Origin of the sequence: Bradyrhizobium sp. SZCCHNRI20481, from assembly GCF_032485055.1 — a bacterium.
Taxonomy (GTDB): domain Bacteria; phylum Pseudomonadota; class Alphaproteobacteria; order Rhizobiales; family Xanthobacteraceae; genus Bradyrhizobium.
The window spans coordinates 385442-410586 of the sequence record NZ_JAUEUE010000003.1; the positions used below are offsets into that span (position 1 = coordinate 385442).

General features: G+C 65.4%; 19 protein-coding genes. 7 read left to right on the forward strand and 12 right to left on the reverse strand.

Annotation, left to right across the window (positions count from 1 at the left end; translation table 11 throughout):
- The first annotated feature begins 271 nt into the window (after positions 1-271).
- Complete coding sequence (locus tag QX132_RS06515) at positions 272-2647, forward strand: TonB-dependent receptor (protein WP_316160459.1); 2376 nt, start codon at positions 272-274, stop codon at positions 2645-2647.
- A 393-nt stretch (positions 2648-3040) separates the two neighbouring features.
- On the opposite strand, the gene QX132_RS06520 is transcribed toward QX132_RS06515, so the two are convergent.
- The gene (locus QX132_RS06520) at positions 3041-3193 is read right to left on the reverse strand and encodes a hypothetical protein (protein ID WP_316160461.1); all 153 of its coding nucleotides are present in this window, start codon (positions 3191-3193) and stop codon (positions 3041-3043) included.
- A gap of 1 nt (position 3194) precedes the next feature.
- Between QX132_RS06520 and QX132_RS06525 the strand changes: the two genes are divergently transcribed.
- Positions 3195-6125: an autotransporter domain-containing protein gene (locus QX132_RS06525; RefSeq protein ID WP_316160462.1), complete on the forward strand. Its 2931-nt coding sequence runs from the start codon at positions 3195-3197 to the stop codon at positions 6123-6125.
- Positions 6126-6616: 491 nt separating this feature from the next.
- Entirely contained in the window at positions 6617-7033 is a 417-nt protein-coding gene (locus QX132_RS06530; protein ID WP_315811848.1) for a hypothetical protein, read from the forward strand.
- Positions 7034-7207: 174 nt separating this feature from the next.
- On the opposite strand, the gene QX132_RS06535 is transcribed toward QX132_RS06530, so the two are convergent.
- The 4 genes from QX132_RS06535 to pgm all read right to left on the reverse strand — a co-directional run bounded on the left by QX132_RS06535 (position 7208) and on the right by pgm (position 12500).
- Positions 7208-8305 (reverse strand): alkene reductase, encoded by a 1098-nt coding sequence (locus QX132_RS06535; RefSeq protein ID WP_315811801.1) that lies wholly within the window; start codon positions 8303-8305, stop codon positions 7208-7210.
- Positions 8306-8464: 159 nt separating this feature from the next.
- Entirely contained in the window at positions 8465-8968 is a 504-nt protein-coding gene (locus QX132_RS06540) for a DUF1993 domain-containing protein (RefSeq protein WP_316160518.1), read from the reverse strand.
- A gap of 437 nt (positions 8969-9405) precedes the next feature.
- Positions 9406-10641 (reverse strand): lytic murein transglycosylase, encoded by a 1236-nt coding sequence (locus QX132_RS06545; RefSeq protein ID WP_316160520.1) that lies wholly within the window; start codon positions 10639-10641, stop codon positions 9406-9408.
- A gap of 218 nt (positions 10642-10859) precedes the next feature.
- Positions 10860-12500, reverse strand: a complete 1641-nt coding sequence (gene pgm / locus QX132_RS06550; protein WP_316160464.1) for a phosphoglucomutase (alpha-D-glucose-1,6-bisphosphate-dependent) — start codon at positions 12498-12500, stop codon at positions 10860-10862.
- Positions 12501-12909: 409 nt separating this feature from the next.
- Between pgm and QX132_RS06555 the strand changes: the two genes are divergently transcribed.
- The gene (locus QX132_RS06555) at positions 12910-13698 is read left to right on the forward strand and encodes a hypothetical protein (protein WP_315785653.1); all 789 of its coding nucleotides are present in this window, start codon (positions 12910-12912) and stop codon (positions 13696-13698) included.
- A gap of 26 nt (positions 13699-13724) precedes the next feature.
- Here QX132_RS06555 and QX132_RS06560 read toward each other — a convergent pair whose 3' ends face one another.
- The 3 genes from QX132_RS06560 to QX132_RS06570 all read right to left on the reverse strand — a co-directional run bounded on the left by QX132_RS06560 (position 13725) and on the right by QX132_RS06570 (position 15956).
- Positions 13725-14264: a hypothetical protein gene (locus QX132_RS06560; protein ID WP_315785656.1), complete on the reverse strand. Its 540-nt coding sequence runs from the start codon at positions 14262-14264 to the stop codon at positions 13725-13727.
- A gap of 13 nt (positions 14265-14277) precedes the next feature.
- On the reverse strand, positions 14278-15453 hold the full coding sequence (locus tag QX132_RS06565) for a zinc-dependent alcohol dehydrogenase (protein ID WP_315785659.1): 1176 nt from the start codon (positions 15451-15453) through the stop codon (positions 14278-14280).
- 107 nt (positions 15454-15560) lie between these two features.
- Positions 15561-15956, reverse strand: coding sequence for a hypothetical protein (locus QX132_RS06570; RefSeq protein WP_315785662.1), 396 nt, complete (start codon positions 15954-15956; stop codon positions 15561-15563).
- 347 nt (positions 15957-16303) lie between these two features.
- Here QX132_RS06570 and QX132_RS06575 point away from each other — a divergent pair, with 347 nt between their 5' ends.
- Positions 16304-17602, forward strand: coding sequence for a TadE/TadG family type IV pilus assembly protein (locus QX132_RS06575; RefSeq protein WP_315738376.1), 1299 nt, complete (start codon positions 16304-16306; stop codon positions 17600-17602).
- 18 nt (positions 17603-17620) lie between these two features.
- On the opposite strand, the gene mdoH is transcribed toward QX132_RS06575, so the two are convergent.
- The 3 genes from mdoH to QX132_RS06590 all read right to left on the reverse strand — a co-directional run bounded on the left by mdoH (position 17621) and on the right by QX132_RS06590 (position 22051).
- Entirely contained in the window at positions 17621-19750 is a 2130-nt protein-coding gene (gene mdoH / locus QX132_RS06580) for a glucans biosynthesis glucosyltransferase MdoH (protein ID WP_316160468.1), read from the reverse strand.
- Positions 19738-21234, reverse strand: coding sequence for a glucan biosynthesis protein G (locus tag QX132_RS06585; protein WP_316160470.1), 1497 nt, complete (start codon positions 21232-21234; stop codon positions 19738-19740). Before QX132_RS06585 ends, mdoH begins: the two co-directional genes overlap by 13 nt.
- 190 nt (positions 21235-21424) lie before the next feature.
- Positions 21425-22051, reverse strand: coding sequence for a LysR family transcriptional regulator (locus QX132_RS06590; RefSeq protein ID WP_315811807.1), 627 nt, complete (start codon positions 22049-22051; stop codon positions 21425-21427).
- Positions 22052-22204: 153 nt separating this feature from the next.
- Here QX132_RS06590 and QX132_RS06595 point away from each other — a divergent pair, with 153 nt between their 5' ends.
- Entirely contained in the window at positions 22205-22891 is a 687-nt protein-coding gene (locus QX132_RS06595) for an L-2-amino-thiazoline-4-carboxylic acid hydrolase (RefSeq protein WP_316160472.1), read from the forward strand.
- Positions 22892-23172: 281 nt separating this feature from the next.
- On the opposite strand, the gene QX132_RS06600 is transcribed toward QX132_RS06595, so the two are convergent.
- Positions 23173-24618, reverse strand: a complete 1446-nt coding sequence (locus QX132_RS06600; protein ID WP_316160475.1) for a short-chain fatty acyl-CoA regulator family protein — start codon at positions 24616-24618, stop codon at positions 23173-23175.
- A gap of 195 nt (positions 24619-24813) precedes the next feature.
- Between QX132_RS06600 and QX132_RS06605 the strand changes: the two genes are divergently transcribed.
- Positions 24814-25020, forward strand: a complete 207-nt coding sequence (locus QX132_RS06605) for a hypothetical protein (RefSeq protein ID WP_315717315.1) — start codon at positions 24814-24816, stop codon at positions 25018-25020.
- Positions 25021-25145: the final 125 nt, after the last annotated feature.

Consider the following 25145-nt stretch of genomic DNA (forward strand, 5'->3'; position numbering starts at 1 on the left):
CTTCTTCTATCATGTAGGTTCCCTTGCAAACCAGAACCGGGTGCAGCAGTACGGCCGAGTCTGGGAGATACGTCGGCGAATTGATCGCCACTTTCCGGATCCGGGAAGATTGTCCCTAGAGGCCGAAGAATATTGCCCGTTGCGACGAACTGGAGGGCTGTTTACGAATGTTAACGTTCGTAAACAGGTAAATCGGCCGGTTCTGGTGCGGGTAAAGGCTCAGGGGCGTGGGCTGTTGCCGGAACCGGTCGACAAGAAACTGGGGGACGTCTTGACCAGACTGTCGGCGCTGAAGAGCGCGCTTCTCGCGACGTGTGCGTTGCTGCCTACGGCTGCGTTCGCGCAGCAAACCCTGCAGACCATCGAGGTGGTCGGCGTCTCGCCCGTTCAGGGCAGCGAGATCGCGAAGGACAAGATTCCTTCCAATGTCGAAACCATCGGGGCGCGGGAGCTCGACCACAGCCGCGCGCCGACGCTGCTCGACAGCATCCTGCAATCGGTGCCCGGGGTCTCGCTCAGCGACCAGACCGGGAACGCGTTCCAGCGCGACTTGAATTATCGCGGTCAGACTGCCTCGCCCGTGCTCGGGACGCCGCAGGGCATCGCCGTCTACCAGAACGGCACCCGCATCAACGAGGCCTTCGGCGACGTCGTGAACTGGGACCTGATCCCGGAAATGGCGATTGCGCGCATGACGCTGATGCCGAACAATCCGCTGTTCGGCCTCAACGCCACCGGCGGGGCCATGTCGATCGAGATGAAGAACGGCTTCACCTACCAGGGCGGAGAAGCCCAGCTGTTCGGCGGCTCGTTCGGCCGGGTCCAGTCAGGCGCGCAATACGGCTGGAACAACGGAACCTACTCGGCCTATATCGCGGCGGAGGGCGCCTATGACCGCGGCTGGCGCGACTACTCGTCTGCCTCGCAGATCCGGCGCATGTATGCCGATTTCGGCGCGCGCGGCGACAATACCGAATTCCATCTCTCCTTCACCGGCGCCGACAACAAGCTCGGCTCGGTGGCCGCGACGCCGATCGAGATGCTGAACCAGCGCTGGTCCAGCGTCTATACCTGGCCGCAGTCGCTGCATCTGCAGATGCAGATGGTGCAGGCGAGCGCGAAGTGGACACCGACCGACACGCTGTCGATCCAGGCCAACGGCTACTACCGTAACTACAAGTCGGCGCGCGTCGACGGCAATGGCACCGAAGTGCAGGACGGCGGCGGCGTGTTCGTCCTTGAGGACGCCGCCGGGACCCCGTGGGACATCAACCGCAACGGCCCAACCGCCAACACGCTGGCCGCCGATGCGGCGCTCGGCCAGATCGACCGCAACACGGTCAAGACCGACAGCTATGGTGGCTCGCTGCAGGCGACCTCGACCACGCAGCTATTCGGTCATGACAACCATTTCGTCGTCGGCGCCAGCGTCGATCACGGCAACACCAACTTCCAGGCGACCTCCGAGCTCGGCACCCTCGACAACAACCTGTTCGTCACCGGCCTCGGCGTCTATATCGACCAGCCCAACGCCGGCCTTGCTCCGGTCAACCTGAATGCCAAGAACACCTATCTCGGCATCTACGCGACCAACACCTTCGACATCACCTCGCAGCTGGCGCTGACGGCTGGCGGCCGCTTCAACTGGGCGCAGATCAACCTGCGCGACCAGACCGGCTTCGCGCCACTCCTGAACAGCAACAACAACTTTCAGCGCTTCAACCCGGTGGTCGGCCTGACCTACAAGATCACGCCTGATATGACCGCTTATGCCGGCTACTCCGAAGCCAACCGCGCGCCGACGCCGCTCGAGCTAGGCTGCTCCGATCCGGCCAATCCCTGCCTGATCGACAACTTCCTGATCGCCGATCCGCCGCTCAAGCAGGTGGTGTCGCGCACCGTCGAAGGCGGCCTGCGCGGCGAGATTTCCGGCGGCCGCTCAGCCTACGCTGCCGACCTGCCGGCCTACCGCAAGGCGCCGATCAAATCGGTGGCGGTCGATGACGGCTGGCGGCTGCGCTGGGGCCTCAGCCTGTTCCGTACCGAGAATTCCGACGACATCCTGCAGGTGGTCGATCCGCTCAACCCGGTGCGCGGCTATTTCAAGAACGCCGGCACCACCCTGCGCCAGGGTGTCGAGGCCAAGGTCGACCTGGCCTGGAACCGGTGGACCGCCTACGCCAACTACACCTTCATCGACGCCACCTTCCGCAGCGCCTTCGACGTCAACGATCCGTTCCTCCGGGTGCCGGTCGGCGTCGTCTCCGGCAACCACATTCCCGGCATTCCGGCGCATCGCCTGAAGCTCGGAGCGGAATATGCCGTGACCGATGCCTGGAAGGTCGGGGCGAGCATCAACTATGTCGGCAGCCAGTACCTGCTGCACGACGAGACCAACGTCTACCCGAAGGTCCCGGCCTACTGGGTCGTGAACGTCAACACATCTTATCAGGTGACCAAGAACGTCGAGGTGTTCGGCCTGATCCAGAACCTGTTCAATCAGCGCTATTACTCGGCAGGTACCGTGTTCGACCCGGCCGGCTTCAACACCGCCGGCGGCGGAACGGCGTTCGCGCTGAACGATCCGCGCAGCATGGTTCCGGGGATGCCGCTCGCGGCCTATGCCGGCATCCGGGCGAAGTTCTGAGCCTCAGGAGCGGACGACCAGCCACCATAGGCGCATCCGCGCCGCGCCACGGCAGCCCCCCACCGTGGCAAGAAGGCCGGGAGAAATCCCGGCCTTTTCATTTGTTGATCGGAGCCAGCAGGTGTCGAAACCGGGAGCGCGAGTTCATCTCTGCGCTGTTCTCCACGGTGGAGCGGTCCGCCGTCCTTGTCGTCAAAATTTCAGATCTGGCGGAAGAGTGGTGTTTCAAATGAAGCGGATGATGATAATTAGTCCGGGAATTATGGGACTAATTCAGTTGTTAGTTTGACAATGTCACGGGCGTTCATAGAAACTTTCGCCTTGCTGGGTCCTGCCAACGTTTCGATACAATCGGTCATCAACAAGAAGCCGTGTATTGCGTAACGTGGGGCGTCAGGTGAAGTCAAAGAACAGAAAGCGCAGCGAGGCAGCTGCCGCAAGTTTCGTGTTGTTGTCGACATGGATGGTCGCCGGCGAGGCAAGGGCCGAATGTGCGACGCCAGGCGCCACCGTCACCTGCAGCGGGACCATCAGCACGGCAATCACCGTGTACGACGCCGCTGCGGCGACGGCGACGCCCTCGAGCGGCAGCAATTCCTATACGCCGGCGAACCCGGCCTTTCCGGTGACCGGCTACAATCCCAATCCGCCGACGACGATTGTCACGCTGGATTCGACGGCCGTCCGCAATCTCACCACGAACACCCAGGCTGGCCTAGCCGATCGCGGGATGATCGCGGCCAATTTTTCCAATGCCGAGGATCCGGCCGTCAACAACGTCGTCATCAACAACGCCGGCTGGCTCAGCCTCACCACCAGCCAGCTCAGCGCCGGCCGGCTTCACGTCATCGTCGCCGACAGCCAGGTCAACAAGTTCACCGTCAACAACACCGGGACGCTCGCCGCGACCCAGAATTTTTACGGCGCGTTCGATCCCGCCAAGCTGAGCGTTTCCGTCGGTGCGACCGCGACGGGCCGCTACAACGGCACCAACCTCGCCATCATCTCGGCGCTGTATTCCGACGACAACACCAACAGCTTCGTGGTGAACAACCGCGCCGGCGGCACGATCTCGGCGACCGGCAACTATGCCGCCGCCTATTACGGCCGGGCCGACACCACGATCACCAACTCCGGCACCATCGCCAACACCAGCTGGACGGCGGCGAGCCGCTTCTATGATGGGCACTGGGCCATCGGCGCCTTCGCCGGCGCCGAGTTCGATACGATCCCCGGCAGCAATCCGGATTCGCCGCTCTACAAGTTCGACGCCGGCGGCAATGTGACGGTGACCGAAACCAAGGCGCTGACGCTGACCAACACTGCCGGCGGCGTGATCAAGGGCGATATCCTGGCGCTCGACACCAATCCGCTGACCACGGCCGCGGGGCTTGCGGCGGGATCGACCCTCCCGCTGACCGGCAGCGGCTCGAACTCGGGCCCGCGCGACAGCGTCATCAGCAATGCCGGCCTGATCCAGGGCAACCTCTATCTGGGCTCGGGCGAGCACGACATCGCCAACAGCGGCACGATCTCGGGATCGATCTCGGTCGACCAGAGCGCCTCGCGCGGCTCGTTTGCGAAGGCGACCGCAGGCACCGTCGCGGGCACCTATAGCAGCTCCGGCTCGGGCACGGACGTCAACGGCAATGCCTGTCCGACGGCGGGCGCGAACACGACCGATCCGCTCTGCGCCGCCAGCACCACCCAGGCGGCGACGTTCTTCGGCGCGCGTACCTTCAATCTGGTCAACACCGGCGCGCTCGGCGGCGACATCATTATCAACGACCAGGATGGTGCGACCAATACCATCCTGCTGAAGGGCACCGGCTTCAGCGGCAACGTCGTCGCGCAGAGCGGCCTCGGCAGCAATTCGCTGACGCTCGACGGCGTGACCAGCCTCGCCAGCATCGTCAATTTCGGCATGCTCGACCTGATGAAGTCGCAGCTCACCATGAGCGGCGGGGCCGGCGTGCAGCTCGTCGATGGCGCGGTGTTGCGCACGACGATCTTCGGGCCGGGCCGCACCGCGGCAGCGCCGTCGACGAAGATCGGCAACATCACCGGCGCGCTGACCTTCGCCGGCGCGGGGACGGTTGCGCCGACGCTTCAGGGCATCGTGCGCAATGGCGACTTCTACCGTGTCGCGACGTCGGTGTCGGCGACGCCGCTCGACGTCGATTTCTCCAGCGCGCTGGTCGGCTTCACTGCCGATACCTCGACGGGGGCTCTGCTGCTGAACGCGTCCGTGCGGTCGCCCGCGACCATTGCCGGCATCTCGCCCAGCAGCCTTGCCGCGCTCAACGGCCTGCTTGGCTACAACGGCAGCAATGCGCGGCTGCAGGCGCTGGGCGGCGCGGTGCAGAGCCTCAGCTCCGACCGGGAGGTGCGCGGCGCCGGCGATCAGTTGCGTCCGCTCGTCAACGGCGCCCAGGTCCAGGTGCCGCTCAGCACCGCATCGCTGTTACAGAACCAGATCGACAACCGGCTGACGGCGGCGGCCGCGTCGCCCAATTCGCGTGTCGCCTCGGCGTTCGCCGACGACGCCGATCCGCTCGCCTCGATGCTGATGGCCTTCCATCCGACCAAGGCTCGTCCGACGGTGAAGGCGCCGCTGGCGTCGGCCATCGCGCCCGAGCCGGAGCGCACCGTCTGGGGCAGCCTGATCGGCACCAATGCCTCGCAGCGTGACGTGGCGGGTGTTGCCGGCTACAGCGGCAACACCGGGGGCCTCGTCGCCGGCATCGATCAGCGGATCGACAATGCGTTCCGCGTCGGTGCTGCGTTTGGCTACGCCACCAGCAGCATCGACGATCGGACCGCCGCCGGCGATGCGGTCGGCATGCAGCACTATCAGGGCACGGTGTACGCCGCCTATGTTCAGCCGTCCTGGTACGTCAACGGCTCCGCAGGCATCGCGCTGGTCGACTACACCACCACGCGCCGCGTCAACTTCGCGGGCTTTACCGACACCGTCTCGGGCAGCCACAAGGGCTGGCTTACGCTGGTGCGTGGCGAGTTCGGTGTCCCGGTGAAGCTCGGCGAGGCCGTGCTGACGCCGTTCGCCGGCGTGACCTACGGCCATCTCGATCAGCAGGCCTACACCGAGACCAGCACCGCAGGTGCCGCGCTCGCGATCGCCAGGCAGACCACCAACTCGGTGCGTTCGAACCTCGGCTTCCGTTCGACCGTTCCGCTGCTGGTCACCTCGACCTACGGCTTCGGCCTGGAGACGCTGGCGGCGTGGCGGCACGAGTTCGGCAACACCGCGCAGAACGTGACCGCAAGCTTTGCCGGCGGCAGCGCGACCTTCCTCGCCGCCGGACCGTCGCCCGAGCGCAACCTGGCCGAGCTGGGCGCCGCGCTCAAGCTGGTGGCGTTCGGCGAGCGTCAGTCGATCTCGCTGGGCTACAACGCCGTGGTCGGCAGCCAGTATCTCGAGCAGTCGGCGCTGCTGAAGGTGCGCGCGGAGTTCTGAAGCGGCTGCCTCGGGCAGGACCTGCGAAGCACGACGTCAAAGGCCGGGAGCAATCCCGGCCTTGTCGTTGCTTGACCAAAGGCGTGACGTGTCTCCGCTGCCGTAGGGTGGGCAAAGGCGCGCGTGCGACACTGCATGCCACGAGCTCAACTCCACCGCGCGCCGTGCCCACCATTCCTTCCGCTTGCGCGGATGCACGGTGGGCACGCGACCGCCCTGCGGGCGGCTGCTTTGCCCACCCTACGCAGCCGGTATGAATCGTCGACGAGTCTGCTCACGTTGGATTTTGGGCAATTATCCCGCTGACCTCGTGAACGAGATCGCTGCGCGCTTCTGGAATTTGCGAAGCATCGCGATTAGTTGCTGCCGGCCTCCGTCAACTACGAACTTCCGCCACAGAACCCGACCAGCTATTGCGCATCGTATCGAGCAGCGAGGTGGTGCACGTGAGCCGTAGATCTTCAAGTCTTGTATCGATCATCACGTCATCGATGGATGCCGTTCACCGGCCCCACGTGCCTCCTTGGGTACGAGCGATAATCTCTGCCCTGCTTCTCGCCGGCAGTCTGGGGGCGTATTCTCTGCTGCTTGGCGATGCGGCGGCGCGCGATCTCGATGGGCGTTACGCCAATTCTCCGCTCAAGGGCTGGTTCGAGAGTTTGCGTTCGGGCAAGGGGCCGTGCTGCTCGGATGCGGATGGCACCGCGCTCTCGGACACGGATTGGGACACGAAGGATGGCCGCTACCGTGTTCGCATTGAAGGCCAATGGTGGGTCGTTCCGGAAGAGGCTGTGGTGACCGAGCCCAATCGCGCCGGCCGGACGATGGTATGGCCCGTGTATTATCGCGAGCTGAATACGGGCCTGCGCATCGATGTGCGGTGCTTCCTGCCGGGCAGCATGATATAGGTGGGGATGTGCCGGATCGCAGAAGCGCAGGGTGGGCAAAGGCGCGAAGCGAGATGTCGCGACAGGCGCGGCCTCTCGTGCGCCGTGCCCACCACTCCCTCCGCTCTCGCGGAGGCATGGTGGGCACGCGGCCGCCCTGCGGGCGGCTGCTTTGCCCACCCTACGTGATGGCGACTACTCCGCCGCTTGCGCCGCTTTCAGCGTTGGATAATCGGTGTAGCCCTTCTCGCCGCCACCATAGAGCGTGGCGCGGTCGAGCTCGTTGAGCGGGGCGCCGGTCTTGAGGCGCTCGACCAGGTCGGGGTTGGCGATGAAGGGGCGGCCGAAGGCGATCAGGTCGGCGGCGCCGGCGTCGAGCTGCTTGTTGGCGAGCGCGAGGTCGTAGCCGTTGTTGGCGATATAGGTGCCCTTGAAGCGCTTGCGCAGCGACGCGTAGTCGAACGGCGCGACGTCGCGCGGACCGCCGGTCGCACCCTCGATGACGTGGATGTAGACGAGCTTCAGCGCCGCGAGCTGGTCGACGATGTAGTCGAACAGCGCCTGCGGATTGGAATCGGAGATGTCGTTCGCGGGCGTCACCGGCGACAGCCGGATGCCGGTCTTGTCGGCGCCGATCGCCTCCGAGACGGCCTTGGCGACCTCGAGCATCAGCTTTGCGCGGTTCTCGATCGACCCGCCATAGGCGTCGGTGCGCTTGTTGGCGCCGTCCTTGGCGAACTGGTCGAGCAGATAGCCGTTGGCGCCGTGGATCTCGACGCCGTCGAAGCCGGCCTCGATCGCATTGAGCGCGGCCTGCTTGAACGCCGCGACGATGCCGGGAATCTCACTGAGCTCGAGCGCGCGCGGCGTCGAGACGTCGGTGAAGGTGCCGCCGACGAAGGTCTTGGTCTTGGCAGGAATCGCCGAGGGCGCGACCGGGGCGCCGCCGTTCGGTTGCAGCGAGACATGGGAGATGCGGCCGACGTGCCAGAGCTGGACGAAGATGCGGCCGCCCTTGGCGTGCACCGCGTCGGTCACCTTGCGCCAGCCGGCGATCTGCTCCTTGGAATAGATGCCGGGCGTGTCCTGGTAGCCTTGGCCCTGCTGCGAGACCTGGCTGGCCTCGGAGATCAGCAGGCCGGCGGAGGCGCGCTGGCTGTAATATTCGGCCGTCAGCGGGCCCGGCGCAAGGCCGTCCACCGCGCGGTTGCGGGTCAGCGGCGCCATTACGACGCGATTGGCCAGGGTGATCGGACCGAGCTTATGCGGCTCGAACAGTTTGGATGCACTCATCGGGTCTTTCCAGGAGAGAGGAGGGGGTTGTGGTCAATTGTGCATTGCCGCGAACAGCGCAATGCCAGGAGGTATCCGTCCGACGCAAACGAGCTGCGCGATCGGGGCCGCCGCAACAAGCCGTCCGTTGGGTAGCCTGCTGCAGAAAACAAAAGGGGGTCAGGCAACCCCGAGGAAGTCCCGCTTGCCGATTTCGACGCCGTTGTGGCGGAGGATGCCGTGCGCGATCGCGGCGTGGAAATAGAAGTTCGGAAACGAGACGCGGTTAACGAACTCCTGCCCCTTCAGGGTCAGCGTGGTGTTGGGCCCGCTTGGAAAGGTCACGTCGCGGCTATCGGCGCCCTCGAACTGCGCCGGCTGGAACGTCTTCAGGTAATCGATGGTTCTGGCAAGCCGCTGGCGAAGCTCGGCGAACGTCGTCTCGGTGTCGGGTGTGCTCGGGACCTCGCTGTGGGAAAGCCGGGCGCAGCCTTTGGCGGCGAAGTCGCAGGCGAGCTGGATCTGTTTGGAGAGCGGCAGCATGTCCGGATACAGGCGAGCGCCGAGCAGGACCTCGGGGGCGATCTTTTTGGCTTCGCAATGGGCCTCGGCCTTGCTGAGCAGGCCGGACAGGCTGCCGAGGATCTGGAGGTAGGCCGGCACGGTCGAATCGTAAAAGGACATGATGCTCTCTTTTGGCAGGAGACGTCGCGACGAAAGCGCGCGCCCTCGGAGATGGGGCGGCGTCCAAGAGAATGCAACTGCATCTTTCTGGTTTTGCGGTCGCCGTGCATTCCAGTCGTTCACGCTGAGGTCACGGCGATTGTGGACGCGTCCCCTAGAGGATTTCGCCAAGCCGTGGACGAAATGCCGGATCGAGGTCGTGGAGAACGACGAGCCTGGGTGGCCGAACATGGTCAGGATGAAGATCGGCGCTACAAGCCAAATTGGGCTTCAATTGTCCGTCTGCTCGCGCTTTTGTCCTGAGCGATCGTCTGGCGGTCCAATTCCAAGGTGATAAATTGGAATAGCCAAGAGCGGACGACACGGTCGCATGAAGTCGGACAATAGGTCATCAGCAATTGAGAGACGAGGAGCGTCGCGCGATGATGTCGGCTCACCTACCGTGTCGCTGTCGCTGAAGCCGGCGCCGCCTGCGCCCGCGGTGTGCCGCGCATGCCTACGAGCAGTTCCGCCGTTGGCCAGGAATCGGCCGGCAGCCCGAGCCGCAACTGCATCGTTTTGACCGCGATACGGCTCTGCTGGCCGAGCACGCCGTCGACCTTACCGACGTCGAAACCGGCCTTCACCAGGAGCTGCTGCAGCTCCTTGATCTCGTTGAACGGCAGTTGCGCGACCGGGCCGCTGGCTTTGCGCATCGGCGCCGCGCCGGCGATGCGGGTGGCGAGATAGGCCGCGGTGGTCGAATAGATCAGCGAGTTGTTCCATTCGGTATAGGCCGCGAAATTGGCGTAGGCCAGGAACGCCGGGCCGTTGCGGCCCATCGGCAGCAGCACGGAGGCTTCGAGCGCATCGTTCGGCAGCGGCCGTCCGTCGGCATAGCTGATGCCGAGGCCCGCCCATTTGCTGCGCGGCGCCTTGACGGTAAGATCGGCCTGCTCCCAGGGGAAGCTTTGCGGCACGCGGATCTCCTCCAGCCATGGCTCGCCGCGGCGCCATTTCAGCCCGGTCGCGATATAGTTCGCCGTCGAGCCGATCACGTCGGGCGCGCTGCGCAGCAGATCGCGACGGCCGTCGCCGTCATAATCGACGGCATAGGTGACGTAGTGGGTCGGCAGGAACTGAGTCTGGCCGAGCTCGCCGGCCCAGGAGCCGATCATCTCGGACGGCGCGAGGTCGCCGCGGTCGATGACCTTCAACGCGGCGATGGTCTCGTTCTGGAAGCGCTCGCTGCGGCGGCAGTCGTAGGCCAGCGACACCAGCGAGGGCAGCACGGGCAGGTTGCCCATGTTGGCGCCGAAATCGCTCTCCAGGCCCCAGAACGCGGCGATGACCGCCGGGGGCACGCCATACTCCTTCTCGGCGCGCGTGAACGCCGCCGCATGCATTCGGATGTGCTGCTGGCCGTTCTGCATCCGGTAGCTTGCGGCCATGCGGCCGGCGAACTCGGTGAACAGTTGGCCGAACACCCGCTGGCCGCGGTCGCGGTTGACGATGCCCTGGTTGTAGGTGAGGTATGGCGAGGCGGCCGCGATCGCGCTCTGCGACACGCCGTCGGCAATGGCACGCTGCTTCAGCTCGGCGAGAAACCGGTCGAAGCTCTGGCCGTTATGGCAGGCCGCGGCGCGCAAGGAAGGCGCCGGCCTCGAACGCGGCGCGGCCGCTTCCGGCGCCATTTGCGCCGCGGCGCTGACAACCAGCATGAACGAGGTCGCGAGCGCGCTGAAGATGACGCGCAAGGCAGTCGAAGAGCTTCGCATCCGGTCTCACCGATGGCTGTCAGGTCGTTGTCCAGCCATCGATATCCGATGCGGGGGGCGGGAGGGAAGGGGGCAGGGGCGAATAGCGAATGGCGAATGGGGAACGGCAAGAACCCTATTCGCTACTCGCCCTTTCACCCCACCTTCGCCAGCGCCGCCTGGGCCTCGCTCTGGATCCGCTTGAGATGCTCGGCGTCGCGAAAGCTCTCGGCATAGAGCTTGTTGACGTCCTCGGTGCCGGAGGGGCGCGCCGCGAACCAGCCGTAGTCGGTCTCGACCTTGATGCCGCCGAACGACTGGCCGTTGCCCGGAGCCTTCGTATGCACCATGCGGACGGGATCGCCGGCGAGCTCCTTCAGGTTCAGCATTTCCGGCGTCAGGGCCTTCAGCGCCGCCTTTGCCGACGGGCTCGCCGGTACGTCGATGCGCTCATAGACTGGCGCGCCGAGCTCTGCCGTCAGCTCCTTGTAGAGCTCGCTCGGGTCGCGGCCGCGCTTGGCCATGATCTCGGCCGCGAGCAGTCCGAGGATCAGGCCGTCCTTGTCGGTGGTCCACACCGTGCCGTCGCGCTTCAGGAACGACGCGCCCGCGCTCTCCTCGCCGGCGAAGCCGAAGCTGCCGGAGCCGAGGCCCTCGACGAACCATTTGAAGCCGACCGGCGTCTCGACCAGCTTGCGGCCGAGCTTGCGCGCGACGCGGTCGATCATCGAGCTCGATACGATGGTCTTGCCGATCGCGGCGTCGCTTCGCCAATCGGGCCGGTGCGCGAACAGATAGGAGATGGCCGTCGCCAGATAGTGGTTGGGATTCATCAGCCCGCCCGAACGCGTGACGATGCCATGGCGGTCGGCGTCGGTGTCGTTGGCAAACGCGACATCGAAGCGCTCGCGCATGCCGATCAGGCTCGCCATCGCGTAGGGCGATGAGCAGTCCATCCGGATCTTGCCGTCCCAATCGGCCGTCATGAAGCGGAAGGTCGGATCGACGAGCTCGTTCACGATGGTGGCATTGAGGCCGTAGCGCTCGATGATCGGCGCCCAATAGGCGATCGCCGCGCCGCCGAGCGGATCGATGCCGATCTTGATGCCGGCCGCCTTGACGGCGTCGAGATCGACGGTGTTGGCGAGATCGGCGACGTAGGGCGTGATGTAGTCGTAAGCGTGCACCGAGTCGCGCTGCTTGGCATGGCTGTAGCTGATGCGCGACACGCCATCGAGGTCGTTGGCGAGATAGACATTGGCCTGCCGCTCGATCTCGGCGGTCGCGTCGGTGTCGGCGGGACCGCCATGCGGCGGATTGTATTTGTAGCCGCCATCCTCCGGCGGATTGTGCGACGGCGTGATGACGACGCCGTCGGCGAGATGCGCCGTGCGGCCCTTGTTGTAGGAGATGATGGCGTGCGAGATCACCGGTGTCGGCGTGTAGCCGCCGTCCTTGTCGACCATCACCTCGACGCCATTGGCGCCGAACACTTCGAGCGCGCTGGCGAGCGCCGGCTCGGCCAGCGCGTGGGTGTCGATGCCGACGAAGAGGGGGCCGTCGAGGCCCTGCTGGCGCCGGTAGTCGCAGAGCGCCTGGCTGGTGGCGAGAATGTGGTTCTCGTTGAAGCCGGTCTTCAACGACGAGCCGCGATGGCCCGACGTGCCGAACGCGACGCGCTGGGTCGGCTGGTGCGGGTCGGGCTTCAGCGCATAATAGGCCGTGATCAGCCGCGGAATGTTGGCGAGCGCGGCATTGGCGATCGGCTTGCCGGCTGCGGGGTCTGTCTTGGCCATGGAGCATCCTTCGCAAGTTCGAGAAACATCTGCGGCGGCGCTTCGTTCCGCCGCGGCGGGCGCAGGGAACGCGGGGCGTCGCGACGAACCTGCCGCAACATGGCGGCGCGCGGTGATCCGATCAACGGAATTCGTGCACGCCCCCCGCGGCGGCGTGAAGCCTATTTGATATCCGCTGAGGGAATGCCGGGTTCTCGCGGTCGAGGCCGGCCAATGCCGCCGCCTTGTGCGCGCGACATTAACCACGCCTCACTGAGTCCGCGTGCCGGGACCGGCGCTTAAGCCTGAGTTTAACGGATGGCCCTTGAAATAGCAGGCCAAAGCAGAGGCGCGTCCCGTGCGCAGGAGAGTCGTCAGGAGCGGAAAAGTGAGAGCGCTTTGTCTCGGCGCGTTGGCCGTCGTTTCAACCTTGGCCCTGGCCGGCTGCAGCCACCAGGTGACGCCGCAGGTGGCCTCGCCTTGCGTCGATCTGAGCGGAAGGCCCTGCGTGGACGGTCCCGTCGCCGACGAGCCGCCGCAATCATTGGAGCCTGCCAAGACGATCCGTAAGCCTGCAGCCGCGGTCGCGCGCCGCGCGGCCCTGCAGCGCAAGCACGCCCACGCTGCAAAGCGCCGGGTCAAGCCGCAAATCGTCACCGCCAAGACGATTGAAAAGCCGATTGAAAAGGCGATTGATAAACCGATCGAAAAGCCGCTCGCGGCGCCGGCGCAAACGCCGCGGCCCGATCCGGTCGCGCCGGCTGACGGCGCGCCCGCGCCGGTGATCAAGACCCCCTCCGCCACGACGGACACGCCGAATCCGGCCAAGGTCCAAAACGACGTCATGGTGGCTGCGGTGACGGTGGCGGCCGAACTGGCCGAGCGGATGACCGCGCTGCGTGTCCCAGAGGGGCCCGCCGACAGTCATCTCGTCGCGGTGCTGCTGGCGCGTCCCACCGTGCGCGGAGTGGGCGATCTCAGCGGCAAGGTGATCGCGATCGACGAGCGCTATGCCAAGTCCAACGCGAAGATCACCGCGGCCATGAATGCGGCCGGTGCGACGGAGGTGCTGCTGCTGGAAGGACAGGCCACCGCGATCACCCGGCTGAACAATGGCGAGGTGAGCGCAGCCGTGGTGGCCCTGGTCTCGCCGGAGGCCGCGGAGGCGTTTCCGAAGATCGCGGGCTTTCGCCGGTTCTCTGTCGTCCTGAAGCCGTAGCTTCAGGACGTTGTTCCACAGACCGGCTAGGTCGCGGCGGTGCTGCGCGCCGGCCGCGGCAACGCCGCGCCTTTTGCGGCGGCGATGCCCCTGGGAAAGCCGCTGCGGTCGCTGTAGAGGCGCTTGCGGCCGCGTCGCGGATCGTGCTGGCTCTTGACGTCCTGGGCGCACATGTAGTCCAGCGCCGTGATGCCTCCGACCATGACCAGCGCCGCCAGCACGCTGGCCACGCGCGGATTGCTCGGCCTGAGCTCACCGACCAGCGTCATCATGTCGAGCCCATCGCCGGCGACGCGGCTCAGCAGGCCGGCCCGCTTCTCCACCGAGAGCGTGAGCACGCCGGCGAACAGCTCGCGCACGCCATAGGCGCGCACCAGTCCCTCGCGGCCCTCCATGCCGAGCGCATGGGTGACGCGGTGCGGCGCCAGCAGCTCCAGCGTGCCGAGCGCAATGCTGAACCAGCCGAGCCCGCAGGCCAGACGATCGGCCGGCGTCAGCGAGCTCGGGCCGGTCGAGATGATCCTGGGGTCGCCTTTCGACCTCACGAGATTCGAGACATGAAACATGCGATGGGATCCCTTATGGCTTCAGCACGACCTTGACGCAGCTGTCCTGCTTGTCGCGGAAGGCGCGGTACATCTCAGGTCCCTGTGCGAGCGGCACGGTGTGGGTGATGACGAAGGACGGGTCGATCTGGCCATCCTCGATGCGCTGCACGAGGTCGTCGGTCCAGCGGTTGACGTGGGTCTGGCCGGTGCGGATCGTCAGGCCCTTGTTCATCAGCGCGCCCATCGGCACCATGTCGGACAGTCCGCTATAGACTCCGGGGATCGAGACGATGCCGCCGGGACGGCAGACATAGATGATCTCGCGCAGCACGTGCGGCCGGTCGTTCTCGAGCATGAACATCTGCTTGGCGCGATCGATTACGCTATTGGGCTGCGCCAGGGTGACATGGCTCTCGAAGCCGACGCAATCGATGCACTTCTCCGGGCCCTTGTTGTCGGTCAGCTCGTTCAGCCGTCCGACCACGCTCTCCTTGTCGAAATTGATGGGGATGGCGCCGCTGGCCTCGGCCATCGCCAGCCGCTCCGGAATGCGGTCGATCGCAATCACCTTGGCGGCGCCGAGCAGGATGGCGCTGCGGATCGCCATCTGTCCCACCGGGCCGCAACCCCACACAGCGACCGTATCGTCCGGCTCGATGTCGCATTGCGCGGCCGCCTGCCATCCGGTCGGGAAGATGTCGCTGAGAAACAGCGCCTGCTCGTCCGTCATGCTGTCCGGAACCTTGATATGCGTGGCGTCGGCGAACGGCACGCGCAGATACTCGGCCTGGCCGCCCGGATAGCCGCCGGTGAGATGCGTGTAGCCGAACAGGCCTGCGGTGGTGTGTCCGAACACCTTCTCGGCAAGATGCTTGTTGCGGTTGGTGGTCTCACAGACCGAGAAATTGCCGCGCCGGCACTGCTCGCATTCGCCGCAGATGATGGTGAAGGGCACGACGATGCGGTCGCCCTTCTTGAGCTTGCCGTTGACGCCGGAGCCGACCTCGACGACCTCGCCCATGGTCTCGTGGCCCATGATGTCGCCGGGCATCATCGCCGGGATGTAGTTGTGGAACAGATGCAGGTCGGAGCCGCAGATCGCGCAGCTCGTCACCTTGATGATGGCATCCCTGTTATGCTCGATCTCGGGATCGCTCACCGTGTCGCAGCGAATGTCCTCTTTGCCATGCCAAACCAGCGCCTTCATACAGTCCTCCGGGCAGAATGTTGCGGAGGCAAGTCGAAGGGCGCGGCGATGGTTGCTATGGAGGGCGCAATTTTCGGAGGTGGCGAGGCGTCCGCTCGGAGCCCGGCTCAGGCGGACTTGGCGGCCTTCTTCGCCGTGGCCCTCGCAGGAGCCTTCCTGGCCGCCTTGCTAGCTTGCGGCTTGGCTGCCGCGGCGTCGGCCTTTTTCTCCGGAGGCTTGGACTCCGCCTTCCTGGGCAGCTCCGCGGCGGCGGCCTGGCGCATCGCGCGGGCGTAGCTGTCGGCGACGTTGTCGGCGGAGATCAGGAGCCGTCGGGCGGCGGCATTGGCCTGCTCGACCGCCTCGCGAGCGAGCAGCTTGAAGCGCTCCTTGGCGTCCTTGTCCTTGGCCTTGACGGCCATGCCGTTGAAGCGGTCCTTGCGCTTCTTCGCCGCCGCCAGAATGGCCTTGTTCTGCTGCTTGGCCAGTTGCCGGATCACGGCATCAAGATCGGCATCCGCCATCGTCGTCCCCAACTCCCCCAGAGAATCAGCGCGCCCCGGCGCTGCAAACCGCGCGGACTATGCAATCGGCGCAGCCGCTTTGCAATCGGGGTACCAGAGGAGGGATGCCGCGCAGATCAGGGGGCGGCGGGCGGATGAGACCCGTCCGGCATTCCGTGTTGGGCCCGCCAAAAACACTGTCCGCATGGCAGTCATGTCACTCTGAGTGGTGCATCGACACCGCCGGAAGGCCGCTTACGACAATCGGAAACGCAACGTAACCAATTCTCGGCAATTCCATCAATTCCAATGCAACGCTTGATCCGCAACATTCCCGGCAACATCACCGTGTTCGTTGGAGTGTGGCCGTGCTGGCCGGAAATAGATACCTCAGGCTATTGTCGCGTTTCCGTCGCGACCAGAGCGGCAACATCGCGATCATCTTCGCGCTTGCTTTGCTCCCGATCCTCGCCTTCGTCGGCTCGGCGATCGACTATTCGATGGCCGTGCGCGCCAAGGCGAAGCTGTCGGCTTCGATCGACGCCGCGATGCTGGCTGCGACCGGCTACACCGCCATGCGCGGCGCCGCGTCGGATGCCAAGACGGCGGCGACCAACATGTTCAACGGCCAGATGGCGGCGCACAATCTGGCGGCGGACTCGCTGAACATCGATATCAGCGATAGCGTCACCGCGCGGACCGTGACCGGCAGCGCCACCGTGGTGGTCAAGACGGCCTTCATGCACATGTTCGGCTACCCGACCATGACGGTCTCGGCCTCGTCGTCGGCTTCGGCCTCGTTCCCGACCTACATGGACTTTTACGTTCTGCTCGACAACTCGCCGTCGCAGGGCCTCGGCGCAACCACGGCCGACATGACGACGCTGCAGAATGCGACGTCCGACAAGTGCGCCTTCGCCTGCCACGACACCTATACGTCGAGCTCGAAGAAGACGCTGCAGACCAACAGCTATTATTCCATCGCCAAGAAGAAGGGCGTGACGATGCGCATCGACGTCGTCCGGAGCGCGACGCAGTCGCTCACGGACACGGCGACCGCCAGCCAGGTCGTCAGCAACCAGTACCGCATGGCGGTCTACAGCCTGGGCAGCGACTGCGGCTCGCTCGGCCTCACGACCATCGCCAGCCTGTCCTCGAGCATGTCCTCGGTGAAGTCGTCGGTCGGTTCGCTCGACCTGATGACGATCCCCTACAGCGGCTACAACAACGACATGTGCAGCGATTTCGACGGTGCGATGTCCGCGATGAACGGCGTCATCCCGACCCAGGGCGACGGCTCGTCGACCAAGCCGCAGAAATGGCTGTTCTTCGTCTCCGACGGCGTCGCCGACTATTCCTATCCGACCACCTGCAGCAAGACAGTTCTCTCGGGCGGCCGCTGCCAGGAACCGCTGAACACGACGACCTGCGATGCGTTGAAGGCTCGTGGCATCAAGATCGCCGTGCTCTACACCACCTATCTCGCGATCACCAACAACAGCTGGTACACGACCTATATCGCGCCATGGCGGGATTCGATCAGCGGCATCATGAAATCGTGCGCCAGCCCGGGCTACTACTACGAAGTCGATTCGAGCGGCAGCATCGGCGCAGCGCTTACCGCGCTGTTCCAGCAGGCGATCGCATCGGCGCATCTGACCAAATAGGGCAGGTCGTCCAGGCGCTCATGCGGGAAGTGCGACGAGCTGCTCCAGCGTCGCGCCATCCCTGAGGACGGCCAGGATCTCACGGCGCGACAGGAAGCGGATCGCCTGCGTGAACGAGCCGGCCCCCGCGATCCGCGCCTTGGCGGTGGCGAGGTCGACGTCGATGTCGCCCGGCTCGCGCCGCTGTGGCGCGGGCAGGGCATCGACATGCTTTCGCCGCAGCTCGGCATTCCGCTGCAGCGCGACCAGCGCGGCCTCGCGGCGGGGCTCGGGCTCATCGGCAAGCTCCCGCGCCCGGATCAGCACGCGCGGCGGCGTCCGGTCCTCGGGCGTCACGAACAGGGCGGTGCCGGTGCTGCGGCCGCCCGTCAGAAGTCCGATCGGAATCGACAGCACGAGGCCGGCAATGACCGGCGACATCCAGGCGAGCAGAGGCAGCGACACCGCATAGGCGCTGGCAGCCATTGCGAGGCCGCAGATGGTGGGCAGCGCGAACTTTCGATAGATCTCCTGCCGGCTCACGCCGCCGTCGCTGCGGCGCTGCACCTGCCAGCCGGCGTCGCGTCCCAGCAGGATCTCGATCACCGCGGCCGACTGGAAGATCATCATCGAGGGCGCGATCAGCGCAGCCAGCACGGTCTCCGCCAGCACGGCGACGCAGAGGCGCAACCCGCCGCCAAAGCCTCGGCGGCGCGTCGGCGTGAACAACGTGCCGAGGCAGGCGAGCAGCTTCGGCACCATCAGCAGGCCGAGCGTCGCCGCGAAGACCTGGGCGGCGAGCACCGGATCCTGGGCCGGCCAGGTCGGAAACAGCGCAAAGCCCTTCGGGAAGTATTCCGGCCGGACGAAATTGGCCTGCAGCGAAATCAGGATGCCGAGCACGAGGAAGGCGAACCACAGCGGCGCGGTGATGTAGGCGCCAATGCCGATCAACAGGTGCAGCCGCGATACCCAATGCAGGCCGCGCGCCGGCAGCACCGCCAAATGCTGCAGATTGCCCTGGCACCAGCGCCGGTCGCGCGCGGCATGGTCGATCAGCGATGGCGGGACTTCCTCGAAGCTGCCGTCGAGGTCGACCGTCATGTAGATGCCCCAGCCGGCGCGGCGCATCAGCGCGGCTTCTATGAAGTCGTGGCTGAGAATATGCCCGCCGAACGGCTTGCGGCCGCGCAACTCCGGCAGGGCCGCGTCCTGCGCGAACGCCGCGACGCGAATGATGGCGTTGTGGCCCCAATAGTTGCCTTCGGCGCCGTACCACCAGGCATTGCCGGCGGCGATGACCGGCCCGTAGAGTCGGCCGGCGAACTGCTGAAGGCGAGCGAAGAGACTGGTGCCGTTGACGATCACGGGCAGGGTCTGGATCAGCGCCGCTTCCGGGGCGTGCTCCATCGCATGCGCCAGCCGCACCACGGTCGGGCCGCTCATCAGGCTGTCGGCGTCGAGGATGATCATGTGATCATAAGCCGCGCCGAAGCGCCGCACCCATTCGGCGATGTTGCCCGCCTTGCGGGCGACATTGTCGGCGCGGTGCCGGTAGAACACGCGATCGGTGCCGCAGGCCTCGCGCAGCGCCAGAAACGCGGCTTCCTCGCCGATCCAGATGTCGGGATCGGTGGTGTCGCTCAGCAGAAACCAGTCGAAGTGCTCGGCCTGACCGGTCTCGGCGACGGATTCGATCATGGCCCGCAGCCGCACCATCACTGCATGCGGATCCTCGTTGTAGGTCGGCAGCAGCATCGCCGTGCGGCTTGCGAGATCGGGCAGAGGGCCGTCGATGTCGATCGCGATCGTATCGCGCCGCCGCCCCAGCAAGGCATAGAATCCGGCCAGCGCGCACACGAAGGCGAAGGCGATCCACGCAAGCAGGATCGAGAACAGCACCAGCACCATGCCTTCCAGCACGGTCACCCCGCCGACCTCGACCACTTCGTACATCTTGTAGCAGCCGGCCAACGTCAATGCGGCCGTGCCGGCGAAGATCAGCGCGCGCCGCAACGCGATGCGTGGCCCGCTCGTGATCGCCTGTTGCGCCGCCGGAACGTGATGCAGCGGCGACGGCTCCATCGCGAGCGGCGCTTCTGCGGGAAGGAAGCCGTTGATCGCCGCGCGATGAGGCGCGCGCATCTGCCTTGAGGTTACGGCGTCCATCGATAGATCCAGCTCTCGGAGACGAGCTTGTCATTGGCGGTGAGCTCGGCGCGCAGCTCGACCGGTGCGCCATTCACGGCACATTGGAAGCTCAGCCGCCATCCGCCCGTCTCGGGGTTGGGCTGCGTGACGATGTTGGTCACCTCCGCTTTGTCGGCGCTGACCACGCCCTTGACCTGGCCCGGATCGAGTTCCTTCAAGGCGTCTCCCTCGAGCTCGAGCACGAACAACCGTCCTTCGCCGTGAACGCCGACGCCGGTGCGAGTGACGCGCGCGAGCGCATGCGGCTTCGGCGCATCCTGGCCCCAATGCAGGCGGTAGGTCATGTTGTGCTCTCCCTTGGCGGCGAGCGGCGCCTTCGGTCGCCAGAATGCGGCGATGTTGTCGTGGATCTCCTGCTTGGTCGGAATCTCGAACAGCACCACCGCGCCTTCACCCCAGTCACCGATCGGCTCGATCCACAGGCTCGGCCGCCGTTCGAAATGCGATTCCAGATCCTGGTAGGCGGCGTATTTTCGCTCCCGCTGCATCAAGCCGAAGCCGCGCGGGTTGAGATCGTTGAACACGCTGACCTGCAGGTCTCGCGGATTGCTCAGGGAGCGCCACAACTGCTCGCCCTTGCCGTTGAACATCGCCAGCCCGTCGGAATCGTGCACGGCGGGGCGGAAGTCGTCGACGTCGTTGCGGTCGTTGGGTCCGAAGAAGAACATGCTGGTCATCGGCGCGAGCCCGGCGTGAGCGATCTCGACGCGCGGATACAGCGAGGCCTCGACGTCGAACACGGTCGTCTCGCCGGGACGGATGGTGAACCGGTAGGAGCCGGTGGCGCTCTTGCTGTCGAGCAGCGCGTGCACCACCATCGCGGTGGCGCCGCCCGTCGGCTTCTCCAGCCAGAACGCCTTGAACACCGGAAATTCCTCGCCCTTGGCCTCGCCGGTGTCGATCGACAGCCCTCGCGCGGAGAGCCCGTAGATCTCGCCCTTGGCGACCGCGCGAAAATAGCTCGCGCCAAGAAACACACAGACCTCGTCGTAGTAGTCCGGCCGGTTCATCGGCGCGTGGATGCGGAAGCCGGCAAAGCCGAGATCGGCGGCCGGGAACGCCGCGACCTGCTGACCGAATGCAAAGTCCTCGGGACGATAGGCCACGGGCTTGGCCTGCCCGTCGGCAATCTCGTAGATGTCGACCCGGTCCTTGTAGATGGAGCCGCGGTGGAAGAACTGCGCCTGGAACGGCAGGTTATCGCCGCGCCACAGCGCATGGTCCGGCAGGAAGCGGATCGAGCGATAGGCGTCGTAGTCGAGCTTGGCCAGCGCGTCCGGCAGCTTGTCGTCCGGCGCGGCGAATGGCTTCGCCGCGAGATTGCGCGCGAGGTCGCGGACAGTGGCTGCACTGAACGGCTGCGCCGCTGCCGACGCACTCCGCGCCAGCGATGCGGCGACCGGGATCGCAGCCGCAGATTGAATGAACTGACGACGATTCAACTTATTCTCGCTTTGCTGCATGGAACTGCGGAGCAACATTTCTGAAGGCGTCGGGTTCCATCGGGAAGCGCGACCTTTCAGCCCGAACAATCGATCGTCGTGTCCGAACGGCACATGAACGACGATCATGACGCCGCTGACCGGTCGTTGCTCGCACGGCTCTATATTGGCAAAGGCGAGGGGGGAGGCTTCAACGTCGGACGAGTCCGATCCGACCTGGTCGACGGTCGATCGGCAAGGCGTCAGCCGATCTGGAACGCAACCATACGCGCAGGCCCGTCACTTCCGGACACTCCGCCGTCCCTTCAGGTGCGATGAGCCAGTCTCCCAAGCCGCTGCTCCCTTCGATCCTGTCGCAGCGATAGCCGGGATGGTTGCTAAGGCCACGGTCGATCAACACGTCGACCTTCCCTTCGACCAACTCATGCAAGCCGGCCGGCTGCACGACCCGCAATCCGATGTCGGGATGTGTGCCGCGGAAATGCTCCAGCGCGAGGCGACGCAAATCGAAGCCGTCGTGGACGCCCAGTTGCAGCAGCACCGCGCATCGGGGTTTGAGCTGCGAGGTCGCATCTGCGATGCGGCGAAAGCCGTCGGAGATCCCGACCAGATAGGACTTTCCCTCCGCCGTCAGGACGAGTTGCTTGTGCAGCCGCTCGAACAGACGCACCCCGAGGCGCAGTTCGAGGGCCTTCACGTGCTGCCCGATAGCGGCGGGCGTCACATGCAGTTCATGCGCAGCCAGCTTGAAGCTGAGATGTCGCGCCGCAGCTTCGAAGGCTCGGAGCGCGTTCAGGGGAGGGAGGCTGTAGGTCATCGTCAGGCACTCTGGCACGGCAGGTCCGTAGGCCTGCAATAGATTTTCTTTCGCTGAGCCGCAGAAACTCTGCTTTGAGGCGCGCGGATGGTCGCGGGTAGGGTTGCTTGCTCAACGTGCTGGCCGGACAGGTCCGGCAACGAAGGAGGTTCGATGTCCGATATCCATCTCTTCTACCAGACGCACATCGGCGCCATGCAGGACGCCATGCGCCAGCGCCTCGACCTTGCCGGTCCCTTCCTGAGCCAGCGGGCTGAGCTGTCTGACATCGATGCAATCAGGGCCGACGTCATGAAGGAGTTCGACGTCGTGCTCAACCAGCTTCCATATGTCGGAGGCGCCGCAAGCCGCATGACCGCGTTCTTCATGCAGCTCATCGGCTTCATGGCCATGAGCCGTGTGCTCCGGCGACACGGCTTGCCATCCGCCGTGATCGGCGACATCGAACGAGAGGTCCACAAGGCGCAGCTGCTCACGGAGCCTGAAGCGCAGCGTCTCGAAGCGGGCCGCCGATTCATGTCGCCCGAGAACCGGAGCTTCTTGCGTCAACAGGCGGCGTTGAGTACATCGGAAAGCCATCGGCGCGAATTTCCTGACGACTTCGTCTACGATGTCGTCGAGCCCGGCCCGAGTGACACCTTCGAATTCGGCATCGACTACAAGGCTTGCGGCTTCTGCAAATTCGCCGCTCGTCATGGTGACAAGGACATCCTGCCGAACATCTGCGGGCTGGACGTCGACGCCTATGCGACGCGCGGCGTCCGGCTCGAGCGGACGCAGACGCTGGCCGGTGGCGCAAGCCACTGCAACTTCCGCTTCTCGCGGCTGGCCTCGGATTAGGTCGGATCATTCTTTGGCAACGCGAGGTTCTTCCAAACGAAAGCTCTCTTAGCGATTGCAGTTCGTAGGGTGGGCAAAGGCGCGCATGCGGCGCTGTCTGCATCTGGCGCTGCTCTCTGCGCGCCGTGCCCAATGACGTGGATAGATGGGGCTAAAAACCCGGTGTCAGTCCGGGGCGCGCGAAGCGCGAGCCCGGAATCAGGGCCGCAGGCGGTGTCGTTGGATGGATTCCTGGTTTGCGCTTCGCGCGCCCCGGAATGACGGAGGAGAGAGCCGTGGTCTCAAAGCTCCCTCGCATTGCTGAACGCGAACGAGCTGACGCGCCGCGTGGTCTCGTCCAAGATCAGCGTGCGCGTGATCGGCGGCTCGGCGCGCTGGGCGCAGTTCTCCCGCTCGCACAGCCGGCAGTTGACCCCGATCGGGGTGCCCTCGGTCTTCTCCAGATCGATGCCGGCGGCATAGACCAGGCGCGATGCGTGGCGGATCTCGCAGCCGAGGCCGATGGCGAAGCGTGGCTGCGGCAGCGGATGCGGCGCGACCGGGCGGCGGACCATCTGGGCGATCGAGAAATAGCGCGAACCGTCCGGCAGCTCGATGATCTGCTTCAGGAGGCGGTCGGGCGTGTCGAAGGTCGAATGCACGTTCCACAGCGGGCAGGTGCCGCCGAACTTGGAGAACGGGAAGGTGCCCGACGAGAAGCGCTTGGAGACGTTGCCGGCATTGTCGACGCGCAGCATGAAGAACGGGATGCCGCGGGCGTTCGGGCGCGACAGGGTGGTGAGGCGGTGGCAGACCTGTTCGAAGCCGGTATTGAAGCGCTGCGCCAGCACGTTGATGTCGTAGCTCAGCGCCTCCGCAGCAGTGAGGAACGGCGCATAGGGCATCATGACGGCGGCGGCGAAGTAGCTCGCCAGCGTCATGCGGTACAGCCGCCGCGAGGTGTCGTCGAGCGCGCCGGCGCGGCCGATGATGAGCTCGAACTGCGGCAGGCATTCGGCCATGCCGAGCTGCACCGCGAGCTGGAAGGTGCGTCCGGGCCCGTCGACCAGTTCGGAGATCAGCAGCTGGCGGCGATGGCGGTCGTAGCGGCGCAAGGTCTCGCGCATCACGTCGACCGGCATCACCCGCGTCTGCACCGAATGCTTTTCGCGCAGCCGCGCCGCGAGCGCCGCATAGAGCCCCTCGGCCGGCACGTCGAGCGCGTCGCGCAGGCTTTCGGCCTGCTGCTCGAGCTCGGCGAAATAGTTGCGGTTGGCTTCGATCAGGTCGCGCACGCGCTCGATCGGGTTGGCCTCGAAACGGGCGCCCTCGTTGCGGTCGGCCATCTGCGCCGCCACCAGGGTCTCGCCGCGGCGCGCCTCGGTGTAGGCCGCGTACAGCCGCTGCAGCGCGTGGGTGACGCCGGGGCAGAGCTCGGCGAGATCGCGCAGCTCCTGCTTGGGCAGCTCGATCTGGCGGAACAGCGGATCGGAGAAGATCTCGTTGAGCTCGGCGAAGAAGCGGTCCTCGTCGGCGCTGGCGAGGTCGCGCAGGTCGAGGTCGTAGGTTTCGGCCAGCCGCAGCAGGATCTGGGCGCTGACCGGGCGCTGGTTGCGCTCGATCAGGTTGACATAGCTCGGCGAGATCCCGAGGCCCTCGGCGAGCTGGGTCTGCGACAGCCCCAATTGCTGGCGGATGCGCCTGAAGCGCGGGCCGACGAACAGCTTCTTTCCGGATTCGCCGGGCATCGCGATCCCCCTTCGGGCCGGCCGGCCCGCCTTTGTGACAAAATTTACAAAATGACATTTATGACAAGTGATGATGTTACATGACATCACCATTCGAAAACAAGGGCTCTATACGAAACAGCCGGACTCGCGTTTATCTCCTGTCACGCAATTCGCAATGCACTGTCAAAATTGTGACGGTTGAAGGAGAGTCTCATGAGCAGCAATTTCTGGGTGATCGGCGGCGAGTTCGGCTCGATGAATTTCCACAAGCTGGTGGAAGGCTCGGCCCAGGTGAAGGGTCCGTTCAAGTCGCGCAAGGAAGCCGAGGATTGCTGGCGCGAGGTGTCCGAGGAAAACCGCCACAAGGCTGGCGTGCGGTTCTCGATCGTCGAGGAACCGCAGCGCGCTCCGGCCGCCTGACGCGGCCGCGCAAGGAATGCATTGCCGGGTATTTCAATAAGCTCAAGGAAGAGCCCAAGGACGGGGCGGTCTCAGCCGGATCACATCGGCGGGGGCCGCCCACGTCCTTTTCGTGGTTACGACGG

Coding starts and splice junctions, on each gene's coding strand:
- QX132_RS06565 (WP_315785659.1), bottom strand. CDS start 15,453: ATGAAGGCGCTGGTTTGGCATGGCAAAGAGGACATTCGCTGCGACACG.
- QX132_RS06530 (WP_315811848.1), top strand. CDS start 6,617: ATGGATGCCGTTCACCGGCCCCACGTGCCTCCTTGGGTACGAGCGATA.
- QX132_RS06570 (WP_315785662.1), bottom strand. CDS start 15,956: ATGGCGGATGCCGATCTTGATGCCGTGATCCGGCAACTGGCCAAGCAG.
- QX132_RS06600 (WP_316160475.1), bottom strand. CDS start 24,618: ATGCCCGGCGAATCCGGAAAGAAGCTGTTCGTCGGCCCGCGCTTCAGG.
- QX132_RS06535 (WP_315811801.1), bottom strand. CDS start 8,305: ATGAGTGCATCCAAACTGTTCGAGCCGCATAAGCTCGGTCCGATCACC.
- QX132_RS06595 (WP_316160472.1), top strand. CDS start 22,205: ATGTCCGATATCCATCTCTTCTACCAGACGCACATCGGCGCCATGCAG.
- mdoH (WP_316160468.1), bottom strand. CDS start 19,750: ATGGACGCCGTAACCTCAAGGCAGATGCGCGCGCCTCATCGCGCGGCG.
- QX132_RS06545 (WP_316160520.1), bottom strand. CDS start 10,641: ATGGCGCCGGAAGCGGCCGCGCCGCGTTCGAGGCCGGCGCCTTCCTTG.
- QX132_RS06560 (WP_315785656.1), bottom strand. CDS start 14,264: ATGTTTCATGTCTCGAATCTCGTGAGGTCGAAAGGCGACCCCAGGATC.
- pgm (WP_316160464.1), bottom strand. CDS start 12,500: ATGGCCAAGACAGACCCCGCAGCCGGCAAGCCGATCGCCAATGCCGCG.
- QX132_RS06590 (WP_315811807.1), bottom strand. CDS start 22,051: ATGACCTACAGCCTCCCTCCCCTGAACGCGCTCCGAGCCTTCGAAGCT.
- QX132_RS06605 (WP_315717315.1), top strand. CDS start 24,814: ATGAGCAGCAATTTCTGGGTGATCGGCGGCGAGTTCGGCTCGATGAAT.
- QX132_RS06540 (WP_316160518.1), bottom strand. CDS start 8,968: ATGTCCTTTTACGATTCGACCGTGCCGGCCTACCTCCAGATCCTCGGC.